The 13,573-nt window shown below is 64.8% G+C and carries 9 protein-coding genes; 6 read left to right on the top strand and 3 right to left on the bottom strand.

The features are described from left to right. Window positions 1-213 precede the first annotated feature (213 nt). The 3 genes from polA (at window position 214) to rpsA (ending at window position 5,940) form a co-directional block, all read left to right on the top strand. Window positions 214-2,856 carry a DNA polymerase I gene (polA, locus tag QF050_RS14530; protein ID WP_374121572.1) on the top strand — a complete coding sequence of 881 codons (2,643 nt, stop codon included), beginning with the start codon at window positions 214-216 and terminating at the stop codon, window positions 2,854-2,856. A gap of 74 nt (window positions 2,857-2,930) precedes the next feature. Continuing rightward, window positions 2,931-4,229 (top strand): GNAT family N-acetyltransferase, encoded by a 1,299-nt coding sequence (locus tag QF050_RS14525; RefSeq protein ID WP_308931044.1) that lies wholly within the window; start codon window positions 2,931-2,933, stop codon window positions 4,227-4,229. Between the two features lie 235 nt (window positions 4,230-4,464). Then, window positions 4,465-5,940 carry a 30S ribosomal protein S1 gene (rpsA, locus tag QF050_RS14520; RefSeq protein WP_255175508.1) on the top strand — a complete coding sequence of 492 codons (1,476 nt, stop codon included), beginning with the start codon at window positions 4,465-4,467 and terminating at the stop codon, window positions 5,938-5,940. Between the two features lie 119 nt (window positions 5,941-6,059). Here the strand turns inward: rpsA and QF050_RS14515 are convergent, their stop codons facing one another. Continuing rightward, window positions 6,060-6,560: a GNAT family N-acetyltransferase gene (locus tag QF050_RS14515; RefSeq protein ID WP_308931043.1), complete on the bottom strand. Its 501-nt coding sequence runs from the start codon at window positions 6,558-6,560 to the stop codon at window positions 6,060-6,062. Then, a complete protein-coding gene (locus tag QF050_RS14510) occupies window positions 6,544-7,233 on the bottom strand; it encodes a YigZ family protein (protein ID WP_308931042.1) in 690 nt (229 codons plus the stop codon). Before QF050_RS14510 ends, QF050_RS14515 begins: the two co-directional genes overlap by 17 nt. A 105-nt stretch (window positions 7,234-7,338) precedes the next feature. On the opposite strand from QF050_RS14510, the gene coaE reads away from it, so the two are divergent. Beyond that, window positions 7,339-8,553, top strand: a complete 1,215-nt coding sequence (gene coaE, locus QF050_RS14505; RefSeq protein WP_308931041.1) for a dephospho-CoA kinase — start codon at window positions 7,339-7,341, stop codon at window positions 8,551-8,553. A gap of 81 nt (window positions 8,554-8,634) precedes the next feature. Next, entirely contained in the window at window positions 8,635-10,734 is a 2,100-nt protein-coding gene (uvrB, locus tag QF050_RS14500) for an excinuclease ABC subunit UvrB (protein WP_308931040.1), read from the top strand. A gap of 112 nt (window positions 10,735-10,846) precedes the next feature. On the opposite strand, the gene QF050_RS14495 is transcribed toward uvrB, so the two are convergent. Continuing rightward, window positions 10,847-12,166, bottom strand: coding sequence for an extracellular solute-binding protein (locus QF050_RS14495; protein ID WP_308931039.1), 1,320 nt, complete (start codon window positions 12,164-12,166; stop codon window positions 10,847-10,849). Window positions 12,167-12,458: 292 nt separating this feature from the next. Between QF050_RS14495 and QF050_RS14490 the strand changes: the two genes are divergently transcribed. Then, window positions 12,459-13,487: a TerC family protein gene (locus tag QF050_RS14490; protein WP_308931038.1), complete on the top strand. Its 1,029-nt coding sequence runs from the start codon at window positions 12,459-12,461 to the stop codon at window positions 13,485-13,487. Window positions 13,488-13,573: the final 86 nt, after the last annotated feature.

The following is a 13,573-nucleotide window of genomic DNA, read 5'->3' as shown; positions in this document are numbered from 1 at the left end:
ACTAGGCTGGCACCTGTGAGTGAAACAACCAAACCGGCCCCTTTCCCGTCCCAGGTCCTGGAGGAAGAGCCCGCGGCACAGCCCTCTTCCACCGCTCAGGGCCCGGCAGCCCAGGACGCTGCCCCAGCTGCCGGCGGGTCGGTTTCCGCCACTGTTGCCCCCGTTGTCCCCATCACCGGCCAGCCGCGGCTCCTGGTGCTTGACGGGCACTCCATGGCTTTCAGGGCTTTCTTCGCGCTTCCGGCGGACAAATTCTCCACCGCCAACGGCCAGCACACCAACGCCATCCACGGTTTTACGTCCATGCTGATCAACCTCATCAAGGAACAGCAGCCCACCCACGTGGCCGTTGCCTTCGACGTCTCGGACGAATCCACCCACCGCAAGGCCGAGTACAGCGAATATAAGGGCGGCCGGAATGAGACGCCGCGCGAGATGAGCGGGCAGATCGACCTCATCGGGCAGGTGATGGAGGCCTGGGGGATCAAGACCATCAAAATGCCCGGCTACGAGGCCGACGACATCCTGGCCACCCTTGCCGCCATGGGGGAAAAGGCCGGCTTCGAGGTCCTCCTCGTCTCCGGTGACCGGGACGCCTTCCAGCTCATCACGGACAACGTCTTCGTCCTCTATCCCAAGAAGGGCGTCAGTGACATCCCCCGGATGGACGCCGCCGCCATCGAGGCCAAGTACTTCGTCAGCCCGTCTCGTTACTCGGACCTCGCCGCCCTGGTAGGGGAGACGGCGGACAACCTGCCCGGCGTGCCCGGTGTCGGGCCTAAGACTGCGGCCAAGTGGATCAACCTCTATGGCGGCCTCGAAGGGGTCCTGGAACACATCGATTCCATTGGCGGCAAGGTGGGCGACGCCCTGCGTGAAAATGTCGACGCCGTCAAGCGCAACCGCAGGCTGAACCAGCTCCACACCGACCTCGACCTGCCGGTCACGCTCGATGATCTCTTCCAGCCGCGGCCGGACCAGGCAGTCCTCGAGGACCTCTTCGACCAGCTCGAATTCAAGGCCATCCGCGGCCGGCTTTTCGCCCTCTACGGCGACTCCGATGCCCCGGCGGCGGAGCGGGACAGCATCGAAACCCCCGAGTACAGCACCCCCGCGGACGCCGCGGAACTTGCCGCGTTCCTGGGCACCGGAGCCGGCATCCGCTCCGCCCTCGCCGTCGACCTCGTGCCCGGACGGATCGGCGAGGATGCAGCGGCGCTGGCGATCGTCCGCGGTGATGCCGCCGTCTATGTCGATCTCACCGGCCAGGATGCCGATACCGAAAACGTCCTGGCAGCGTGGCTCCGCGACCCGGAAGCGCCCAAGGTGATGCACGGCTTCAAAGCGGCGCTGAAAGCCCTGGCGGCCCGCGGCCTTGAACTGGACGGCGTGGTGGACGACACCTCGATTTCCGGCTACCTGATCGAGCCGGACCGGCGCACCTATGAGCTCGCGGAATTGGCCCAGCACCACCTCAACGTGGGTATCCCCGCCGCCACCGCCAAAGCCGGGCAACTCGAGTTGTCGTTTGACGGCGGGGACACCGCCGCCGCCGACGCCCTGGTCCAGGCCGGTGCCGTCGTGCTCGCCCTCAGCCGCTTCTTCGAAGACGAACTCAAGGAGCGCCGCGCTGAAGAGCTGCTGTCCACCCTTGAGCTTCCGGTCAGCCGTGTCCTCGCGGACATGGAGCGCGCGGGCATCGCCATTGACATGGACAAGATGGACGAACAACTCGCCGATTTGGCGCGGGTGATCGACCAGGCCCAGGAACAGGCGTTTGCCGCCATCGGGCACGAGGTCAACCTGGGCTCGCCCAAGCAGCTCCAGGCCGTGCTGTTCGACGAACTGCAACTGCCCAAGACCAAGAAGATCAAGTCCGGCTACACCACGGACGCCGCATCGTTGAAAAACCTCCTGGAGAAAACCGGGCACGAGTTCCTGGTGCAGCTCATGGCCCACCGCGAGGCCGCCAAGCTGCGCCAGATGCTGGAGTCGCTGAAGAAGTCGGTGGCCGAGGACGGCCGCATCCACACCACCTACGCCCAGAACGTCGCGGCCACCGGCCGCATCTCCTCGAACAACCCCAACTTGCAGAACATCCCCATCCGCAGCGAAGAAGGCCGCCGGGTCCGTGGCATCTTCGTGGTCAGCGACGGCTACGAATGCCTGTTGTCAGCCGACTATTCCCAGATCGAAATGCGCATCATGGCGCACCTCTCCGGCGACGAGGGCCTGATCCAGGCCTACAAAGACGGCGAGGACCTGCACCGGTTCGTCGGCTCGAATATCTTCCACGTCCCCACGGACCAGGTCACCAGCGCCATGCGGTCCAAGGTGAAGGCCATGTCCTACGGGCTGGCCTACGGCCTGACCTCGTTCGGCCTGTCCAAGCAGCTGGAGATCTCCGTCGACGAGGCCCGCACCCTCATGAAGGACTACTTCGACCGCTTCGGTGCCGTCCGTGACTACCTGCGGGGCGTGGTGGACCAGGCCAGGGTGGACGGCTACACGGCCACCATCGAGGGCCGCCGCCGCTATCTGCCGGACCTCACCAGCACGGACCGCCAGCTCCGCGAAAACGCGGAACGCATCGCCCTCAACAGCCCCATCCAGGGCTCGGCCGCGGATATCATCAAGCGCGCCATGCTGGGTGTGCAGGACGAGCTCAAAGCGCAGGCACTGAAGTCCAGGATGCTGCTCCAGGTCCATGACGAACTGGTCCTCGAGGTGGCCGCCGGGGAGCGGGCCGCCGTGGAAAAGCTGGTCACCGAGCAGATGGCAGCCGCCGCCGAGCTCAGCGTGCCCCTGGAAGTCCAGATCGGCGTCGGCCCCAGCTGGTACGACGCCGGCCACTAGGCTGCCCGGCGGAGCAGCAGGCCAGGTGTGTTCGTGCTGGTCAAGCGCCGGATTCATTGGCTAGGCTCGGGTAAATGGGTGAACTGAGCGGAAACTATGAAATCCGGCGCTTTCCGGCCGTGTCCAAAGGCAAAGAAGGGTATGCCGAGGCCGCAACCTGGGCCCAGGCCGTAGGGTTCGGCTTCCACGAGTCCACCCGCACCCCTGAACACCGGGAACGTTCCCTTGCCACCTATGAGGCCGATGGCCGGATCTTCACCGGGGCGTACCAGACCGGCTCCGTGGCCCCCTCCTCCCTGCCGGCGGACGTACCCGTTGCCACGTTCGGGACCTTCCGGAAGACCCTGAACATCGGGTTCGGCCGCATGCTGGAAACCCAGATGGTCACAGCCGTGACTGTCCGTACGTCCCACCGCCGCCGCGGCCTGCTGCGCCGCATGATGACCGAAGACCTGCAGGCCGCCAAGGACGACGGCATCGCCGTGGCCGCGCTGACAGCCTCGGAGGGAAGCATCTACGGCAGGTTCGGCTACGGCGTGGCAAGCCTCGAACGCACCGTCAAAGTGGACACCACCGCCCGGTTCGCCCTGCGGCACCAGGCCACGGGCACCGTGGAAGTCGCGGACCCCAGTGTCCTGCTGGAGGTGGCTCCGGTGGTGTTCGACCGCGTCCACCGCCACACGCCCGGGTCCCTGGGCCGGCAGGAGTGGTACCGGCAGCTGGCCTCGGGGGCGCTGGGGCGCGACGGCAAGGAGGATCCCGCCATCAAGGTGGCGCTGCACTACGGCCCGGACGCAACCATCGACGGCTACGTCTCTTACAAGTTCCTGGGCTGGGACACCACACCGTACACGGTGGAAGTGATTGACCTCGTTGCCGCCACTGACCACTCCTACCTCGAACTCTGGCAGTACCTGGCCGCCATCGACCTCGTGGAACGGGTCACCTGGAACGAGGCGCCGGTGGACGATCCCCTCGCCTGGGCACTGGCTGATGCGCGCTGCATTGACGCCTCGGACAGCCGCGACATGCTTTGGCTCAGGATCCTCGACATCCAGCAGGCCCTCGCCGCCCGGCACTACCCGGCCGATGGCCGGCTGGTGCTTGGCGTCGACGACCCGCTGGGCCTCACGCCGGGGACCTTTGCGCTGACGGTCCAGGGCGGCCAGGCCGCCGTCGAACGCCTCCCGGAGGGCACCGCCGCCGATCTCGAACTGGATGTCTCTGCGTTGTCCTCGATCTTCCTGGGGGGAGTCTGCCCGGTGACACTGAAGGCTGCCGGTGCGATCGTCGAGCCAACGCCAGGGGCTGCACTTACGGCGCGGCAGATGTTTGCGGTGGAACGGGCAACGCACTGCCTGACCCACTTCTGAACCCCGTCCCGACCCTGCCGCCACTTTGACCCGCGTTGCCGGCACCGACTAGAATAAACGGGCGTGTACCACGTGCACGTCCTTGCGGTCTTATCAGGCTGCATTGAAAGTAATCCACAAAATCAGGATGACCCGGAGGATCCGTCGGATTCACCGTGAATCGCGCCTGCGTTCCATAACGCGGGCGCGCCGGTTTGCCTGACCGACTAACTATCCACAACGGAGCCCCTACTACATGACCATCACCTCCACCGAGAAGCCCGGTACCCCCGTAGTCGCCATTAACGACATCGGTACCGCTGAGGACTTCCTCGCAGCTGTCGACGCCACCATCAAGTACTTCAACGACGGAGACCTCGTCGAAGGTACCGTCGTCAAGGTCGACCGCGATGAAGTCCTGCTCGACATCGGTTACAAGACCGAAGGTGTCATCCCCTCCCGCGAGCTGTCCATCAAGCACGACGTTGATCCCGGAGACGTCGTCTCCGTTGGCGATCAGGTCGAAGCCCTGGTGCTCACCAAGGAAGACAAAGAAGGCCGCCTGATCCTCTCCAAGAAGCGCGCTCAGTACGAGCGTGCCTGGGGCGACATCGAGAAGGTCAAGGAAGAAGACGGTGTTGTCACCGGTACCGTCATCGAGGTTGTCAAGGGTGGTCTTATCCTCGACATCGGCCTGCGCGGCTTCCTGCCCGCATCCCTGGTCGAGATGCGCCGCGTGCGCGACCTGGCTCCGTACATCGGTCAGCAGATCGAAGCCAAGATCATCGAGCTGGACAAGAACCGCAACAACGTTGTGCTGTCCCGCCGTGCCTGGCTCGAGCAGACCCAGTCCGAGGTCCGCTCCACCTTCCTCAACAAGCTGGAAAAGGGCCAGGTCCGTCCCGGCGTCGTTTCCTCCATCGTCAACTTCGGTGCCTTCGTGGACCTGGGCGGCGTAGACGGCCTGGTTCACGTTTCCGAGCTGTCCTGGAAGCACATCGACCACCCCTCCGAGGTTGTCGAGGTTGGCCAGGAAGTCACCGTCGAGGTTCTCGAGGTGGACCTGGACCGCGAACGCGTTTCCCTGTCGCTCAAGGCTACGCAGGAAGATCCGTGGCAGACCTTTGCCCGCACCCACGCCCTGGGCCAGGTTGTCCCGGGTAAGGTCACCAAGCTGGTTCCGTTCGGTGCGTTCGTTCGCGTCGAAGACGGCATCGAAGGCCTGGTCCACATCTCCGAGCTCGCCGTGCGCCACGTTGAGCTGGCCGAGCAGGTTGTCTCCGTTGGCGACGAACTGTTCGTCAAGGTCATCGACATCGACCTCGAGCGCCGCCGCATCTCGCTGTCCCTCAAGCAGGCCAACGAGGGCGTCGACGCTGACAGCACCGAATTCGATCCCGCCCTGTACGGCATGGCCGCAGAGTACGACGAAGAGGGCAACTACAAGTACCCCGAGGGCTTCGACCCCGAGTCCAACGAATGGCTCGAGGGCTACGAGAACCAGCGCGCAGCCTGGGAGCAGCAGTACGCTGACGCCCAGACCCGTTGGGAAGCACACAAGAAGCAGGTTGCCCAGCACGCTGCCGACGACGCTGCAGCAGCAACGTCCGGTGACAGCGATTCCGGCGCAACCAGCTACTCCTCCGAGCCTGCTGCCACCGATTCCGGTGCCGGCACCCTGGCTTCGGACGAGGCACTTGCTGCCCTGCGTGAGAAGCTGACCGGCAACTAATTGCCGCCGGTGCCGGGTTCATCCCGGCACCACAGCGGACAGGCCCCCTGCCTCTGGCAGGGGGCCTGTTTTCTTTAACGCTGCATAACGCTGCCGCGGCGACGCCGCTGCCGCAGCCTTCAAAGGTCGACGACGGCGTGGACCGTTCCGTCGTCGTCGGGCGTCAGGACGGCGCCTGCTTCCTCCAGGAGACGCTGGGCGCTGAGGTTCCCGGCCAGGGTGCGGGCGGTGACGCGCTGCAAGCCCGCCAAGCGGGCTTCTGCGAGGACGAGCGCGAAGGCGGCGCGGGCGATCCCGCGGGAGCGGTAGCTCCGGCCCAACCAGATGCCGGTTTCGGCGGAAAGCCTATCCGGGTGGGGTTCCCGCTTGAGCCGGATGGACCCTGCCACATCACCGCCGCTGAACACCGCCCAGGACTTCTCCGCCGCGGGTCCATCAAGCCCGGCGGCTGCGGCGTGGTGGTAGCTGAAAAACCAGGCGGTGCGCTCAAGGTTCCAGCCCGGGCCTCCGAGCGGGGGAGCCACTTCATCGGGGGAGGCATCGCGTTTGGCCAGTCCGAGCAGCCGGTCCGCGACCGCTGCGTCCACATCCACGATGGTCACGTCACGCGGGGCGTTCATCAATCCACTCCGTTCCTTCGGGAGTCAGCGCGGCGGACCCCGAGGTCAGCTGCTGGATCCGTTCTGTTGCGGCCGCAATGGCTTCGGGATGGTCGGGTACGGCAACGCGCAGTACTGTGAGGCGGTCCTGGTAGGTCGTCTCCGCCATGACCAGGCCGGCGGCGCGCAGGTCGTTCTCGAGCCGTCCGGCTCCGGCGTGGGGCACCGCCGTGCAACAGATCCGCAGCCTGCTGCGGCGGATCAGGGGTGCCAGCTCCAGGGACGCGGAGACCGATTCCGAATAGGCGCGGACCAGTCCGCCCGCGCCCAGCAGCACACCGCCGAAATAGCGGACGACGACGGCACTGATGTCGCTCAGGTCCGTCGCCCCGGGCGCCGTTTCCCTCTTCAGCAGGGCTTCGAGCATGGGGATCCCGGCGGTGCCGGCAGGCTCGCCGTCGTCGCTTGAGCGCTGTATGGTGCGGTCCGGGCCGATGACGAACGCGGAGCAATGATGGCGGGCGTCGTGGAACTCGCGACGGAGTCCGGCGACGAGGTCCCGGGCCTCATCTTCCGTGCCGGCCCTGCGGAGGACGGTGATGAACCTGGACCGCTTGATCTCCAGCTCGTACCGGAAGTCCCGCCCGGCCTGCAACGTGGTGTAAGTGGTGGTCCTGCTGTCTTGCGCATGCATCCGCCCCAGTCTAGCTGCGGCGTGGAGTTGCGCCGCGGGGGCGGGGAGCGGCCGATGGTGATTCAAAGGGAGCCTTGCCCGGCCACGGTTCAGTAGGGTGGGAGAGTGCTGAAAATCGGGTTGACGGGCGGGATCGCCTCAGGGAAATCGGTGGTGGCGGCGCGGCTGAAGGAGCGCGGTGCCGTCCTGGTGGATGCGGATGCCCTGGCAAGGGAGGTGGTTGAGCCCGGGACCGAAGGCCTGGCACACGTTGCTGCGGAGTTTGGTGCGGACATGCTCGACGACGACGGGCGGCTTGACCGCGCGCGCCTCGGCGAGGCGGTATTCGGTCATCCGGAGCGCCTTGCAGCATTGAACTCCATCGTCCACCCCTTGGTGCGGGCCCGTGCGGCGGCCATCACGGCGGCCGCCCCGGAGGACGCCGTCGTAGTCCAGGACATCCCCCTGTTGGTCGAGACCGGGCAGGGGAGCAGCTTCCACCTTGTGCTCGTGGTGGACGCCCCCGACGACGTCCGGTTGCAGCGCATGCAGGAGCTGCGGGGGATGACTGCCGAGGCGGCACGTTCGCGCATGGCAGCCCAGGCCGCGCGCGCGGAACGCCTGGCCGCTGCCGACGTCGTCCTGGACAACTCCGGCACCATGCAGCACCTGCTGGACCAGGTGGACCGGCTGTGGGATCACCGGCTGCAGCCCTATGCCCGAAACCTTGCTGCCGGAACCCGGGCGCCGCGGACGGGCGGGCCGGTCTTGGAACCGCATCGCGAGGACTGGGCACGGCAGGCGGCCATGATCGCGGCCCGGCTGGCGGCGGCTGCGCCTGATGCCATCCTGGCGGTGGACCACGTCGGTTCCACATCCGTCCCTGGTCTCGCTGCCAAGGACGTCATCGACCTGCAGGTGGCAGTGCCTGACCTGGAAGCGGCGGCCACGATCGCACCGCTCCTGGCTGCTGCCGGCTTCCCGGCGGTCCGGGGGATTGAATCCGATACGCCGAAGCCCGATGCGCCCGATCCCTCGGCATGGCTCAAGCGTTTCCATGCCAACGCAGACCCGTGCCGGGCCGTGAATGTGCATGTCCGGCCGGCCGGCTCGGCCGGATGGCGTTATGCGCTGATGTTCCGGGATTGGCTGCGGGACGATCCCTCCGCGCTCAAGCTTTACGAGGAGCACAAGGCGGACCTCGCCCGGCGTTTCGCCGGCTCCACCGGAACCGGCGCCTACGCGGCGGCGAAGGAACCGTGGTTCACGGACGTCGCCTGGCCGCTGATGTCCGCCTGGGCCGAGGCAACAGGGTGGCAGCCGCCGTCGTACGCTTCCTGAAATTGCCCGCGCACCCCGGTGGTTGTTCGCCCGTAACGGATTGGACCCTTCGCTGTCGGTGCCCGGCTGTAAATTAGATCCATGAGCCTTGCGCAGGAGATCAACCGTGTTGTAGCGCCCTTCGAAGTCATCAGCGAATTCAAGCCCGCGGGTGACCAGCCGGCCGCCATCGCGGAGCTGACCGAACGCATCAGGAACGGCGAAAAGGACGTGGTGCTCCTGGGCGCCACCGGTACCGGCAAGAGCGCCACCACCGCGTGGCTCATCGAGCAGGTACAGCGGCCAACCCTGGTGATGGTCCAGAACAAGACCCTTGCTGCCCAGCTCGCCAACGAGTTCCGCGAACTGCTGCCCAACAACGCGGTGGAATATTTCGTCTCCTATTACGACTACTACCAGCCCGAAGCGTACGTGGCGCAGACGGACACCTTCATCGAAAAGGATTCCTCCATCAACGAGGAAGTTGAACGGCTCCGCCACTCCGCCACCAACGCGCTGCTGACCCGCCGCGACGTGATCGTCGTGGCCACCGTGTCGTGCATCTACGGCCTGGGAACCCCGGAGGAATACATCTCCGGTATGGTCACCCTGCGGAAGGGCGCCGAGATGAACCGTGACGACCTCCTGCGCAAATTCGTCTCCATGCAGTACGCCCGCAACGACGTCGACTTCCACCGTGGCACGTTCCGTGTGCGCGGCGACACCGTGGAAATCATTCCGATGTACGAGGAACTGGCCATCCGGATCGAGTTCTTCGGCGACGAAATCGAGAACATCCACACCCTGCATCCGCTCACCGGTGAAGTCCTCCGCGACGAGGAAGAGATGTACGTCTTCCCGGCCTCCCACTACGTGGCCGGGCCTGAGCGGATGGCGCGGGCCATCAAGCGGATCGAGGATGAACTGGCGGACCGGCTGAAGGTACTGGAAAGCCAAAACAAGCTCGTCGAAGCCCAGCGGCTGCGGATGCGCACCACGTACGACCTCGAAATGATGCAGCAGATGGGTTTCTGCAACGGCATCGAGAACTATTCCGCGCACATTGACGGGCGCGGACCCGGCACCGCGCCGCACTGCCTCCTGGACTACTTCCCGGACGACTTCCTGCTGGTGGTGGATGAGTCCCACGTGACCATTCCGCAGATCGGCGCCATGTATGAGGGCGACATGTCCCGCAAACGGAACCTGGTGGACTTTGGTTTCCGCCTGCCGTCCGCCATGGACAACCGGCCGCTGAAATGGGACGAGTTCCTCCAACGGGTGGGCCAGACCGTTTACCTTTCGGCCACCCCCGGCAAGTACGAGCTCGGCAAGGCGGACGGATTCGTACAGCAGATCATCCGTCCCACCGGCCTGGTGGATCCGGAGGTGGTGGTCAAACCCACCAAGGGCCAGATCGATGACCTCCTCGGCGAGATCAAGACCCGGGTGGAGAAGGACGAACGCGTCCTGGTGACCACCCTGACCAAACGCATGGCAGAGGACCTCACGGATTACTTGCTGGGCCACGGCGTGAAGGTGGAGTACCTGCACTCTGACGTCGATACCCTGCGCCGCGTGGAACTCCTGCGCGAGCTGCGGATGGGATCCTTCGACGTCCTGGTGGGCATCAACCTCCTCCGTGAGGGCCTCGACCTTCCCGAGGTGTCCTTGGTCAGCATCCTGGATGCGGATAAGGAAGGCTTCCTGCGCTCGTCCACGTCGCTGATCCAGACGATCGGACGTGCAGCCCGTAACGTCTCAGGCCAGGTGCACATGTATGCGGACCGGATCACCGATTCCATGGCCCTCGCCATCGACGAAACCAACCGCCGCCGCGCCATCCAGGTGGCCTACAACACCGATCATGGCGTCGATCCCCAGCCGCTGCGGAAGAAGATCGCCGACATCACCGACCAGCTGGCCAAGGAAGACGCCGACACCCAGGAACTGCTGAAGAACAACCGCCTGGCCAAGGGCGCCAAGCGCACGAAGTCCGGCGCGAAGGGCGCGGCGCAGGTCCGTGCGGATGGTTTGGCCGCAGCGCCGGCAGAGGACCTGGTGGGCCTGATCGAGCAGCTCACCGAACAAATGCACGGGGCCGCCGCCGAACTGCAGTTCGAAGTGGCAGCGCGGATCCGTGACGAGGTCAGCGAACTGAAGAAGGAGCTCCGCCAGATGCAGGCCGCGGGCCACGCGTAGGGGCGTACACCCTGCAGGGCTGCCCGGAGATCGGTTTGGGTGACACATAAGACGGCGGGCATCTCCCTTGGGAGGTGCCCGCCGTTCCTTCATGCCATGAGGTAGTGTCGCGCTACTTCCTGGCGGAGTCGATCATGGACTGCGCCTCCTGCATCAGGCCCTTGGCTGCGTCGGAGGGTGACTGGCGGTCGAAGAGGACGTCCGTGCAGTACCGCTGGATCAAAGCCTGCACCCCGGATGAACCGGTCGGCGGCACCGGCGGGCCGCTCTTCAGATCCGGCTTGATGTCCTTCAGGAACGCCGCCGCGGACTTGTCCGCGGGGGTCAGCAGCGGGTCGATTGCCGTCTGGACCTCTGAATTCGTGGGGAAGCCACGCTCGGTCAGGATGGTCTTGGCCGAGTCCAGGTTGTTGAGCATGTAATTGACAACCTCGGCAGCTTCCTTGGGATGCTTGCTGCGCGAAGACACCGACCAGAACATGGACGGCTTGTACGACATACCGTTGTCCTTCGCACTGCCTGTGGAACTTGGGGCACGCAGGATCTTGACGTCGGTCTTCAGCGCGGACTGGAGCGCGTTGACCTGGTTGGTCCACCACCACGACATCGCGGTCTTGCCGGTGGCGAACAACGTCTGTTCCACCGGGGCGCTGATGTCCTCGGTGGCAATGTTGGCCGGCGGGGCGGCTCCGGCGTTGCGCAGGTTCAGCAGGTTCTGGAAGAAGGACGTGGCGGTACCTTCCTTGAAGCCGAGTCCGCCGTCCGCCGAGTAGAGCGATTCGCCGTGCTGCATCGCCCACGTGTTCAGGTCGGAGTCCGTCAGCGAGTACGAACTGCCGTAATTGGTCTGCCCGGCTTTGGCCGCCGCTTTCGCGATCTGGGCGGCGGTCTTGGTGTAGTCATCCCAGGTCCAGGTCTTGTCGTCCGGGATGGGAACACCAAAGTCCTGGAACATCTTGGTGTTGATCATCACGGCCTTGGCGTTCTGCCCGGTGCTCAGGCCAAACTGCTTGCCGCTGACCCGGCCGGAGTTGAGGGCGTCCTGGTCGATCTTGGAGGTGTCGATATTGCTTTGCTTCGACAGGTCAAGGAGGGCACCCCGGCCGCCGTACTCGGCGATATATGCCTGGTCCATCTGGATCACGTCAGGAGAATCGTTCGCCGCGGTGGTTGTGGCCAGTTTGTCCCAGTAGCTGCTCCAGACTCCAGGCTCGGCCTGGATCTTGATGTTGGGATGGGAGGCCTGGAACGCGTCTATGACCTGTTGGGTTTCTTTGTTGCGAAGGTCGTTGCCCCACCACGTGAAGCGGACGGTGACGTTCCCGCCGCTGTCGCCGGATGAGGAGGGAGAGCAGCCGGTTGCAAGCATGGCGAGGGTGGCCGCAGCGGCGAGCGACTTGACCACCGTGCTGGTGCGAAGCGAAGTCTTCATTGACCGTGACTTTCTGGAAGGTCTGACAGATGGGGCGAGAAACCGCTTTCTCACTGAATTTGATTATGACAGCAGCGCTCAACGGCGGTCAATGGTTCCGGGAAACCGTTATCCAATGACAGCCGTGGGGTAGAGTTATAGGCACGTAGGGGAGTATCCCAAGCGCTACGATCGTCAACACGCAGGGCATGGTTGCCCCGCCGGGCGTAGCGGGCCGCCGCATCCGCACCAAGTGCACTGGCAGGCCGGAGAGACTTACACCATTTTGTGTACCCCGCGAAAGGCTGCCCCTGTGCCCGACTTGCCCGTATGGTTTGAGCTTGGCTCATTTGTCATCCTCGGCCTGATCCTCCTGACTGACCTTCTCTTAGTGGTCCGCCGGCCGCATGAACCCTCCATGAAGGAAGCCGGCCTCTGGGTCGCCTTCTATGTCGCCCTGGCCATGGCCTTCGCGGGCGCCATGTTCGCCTTTACCGGCCCCGAATTCGGCAGCCAGTTCGTCGCCGGCTGGGTCACGGAATACAGCCTCAGCATCGACAACCTGTTCGTCTTCATCATCATCATGGCCAGGTTCTCTGTCCCGCGGAAATACCAGCAGGAAGTATTGATGGTGGGCATCATCATTGCGCTCATCCTGCGTGGCATCTTCATCCTGCTCGGTGCCATTGTCATTGAACAGTTCAGCTGGGTGTTCTACGTCTTCGGCGCGTTCCTGCTGTGGACGGCCTGGAAGCAGGCGCAGGACGAGGGCGAAGAGGAAGAGGACCGCGAGAACCCCCTGATTGCCAGGATCCGCAAAGTCATCCCCATGTCGGAGAAATTCGACGGCGGCAAGCTGCGGACCACGGTGAACGGCAAGAAGGTCTTCACCCCCATGGTGATCGTCTTCATCACTATCGGCCTCACGGACCTCCTGTTCGCCGTGGACTCCATCCCGGCAATCTTCGGCCTCACCCAGAGCCCCTTCATCGTCTTCACCGCCAACCTGTTCGCCCTGATGGGGCTGCGGCAGCTGTACTTCCTGCTGGGCGGGCTGATGAACCGCCTGATCTACCTCAAGCACGCCCTGTCCTTCATCCTGGCGTTCATCGGCGTCAAGCTCGTCCTGCACGCCATGCATGTCAACGAACTCCCCTTCATCAACGGCGGACGCCACATCGAATGGGCGCCTGAAATTCCCACGTTCGTGTCCCTTGCCGTCATCGTGGGAACCATCATCGTTGCCGTGGTGGCCAGCCTGCTCAGCTCCAAGGCCAAGGCCGCCGCGATCGATCCCCGGCTTGAGGAAGACGCCCGGAAGAGCCACAGCGACATCGACTAGGCACCCATCCGCTTCTGTGCAACTGGTAATCCCGGCCTGGCCGGGATTACCCGTTTAACCCCCTGCAGCAGGCACCGGCGCAGGAC

The organism is Arthrobacter sp. SLBN-112, from assembly GCF_030944625.1.
Classification (GTDB): Bacteria; Actinomycetota; Actinomycetes; order Actinomycetales; family Micrococcaceae; genus Arthrobacter.
This window is presented reverse-complemented; position numbering and strand designations above follow the sequence as displayed.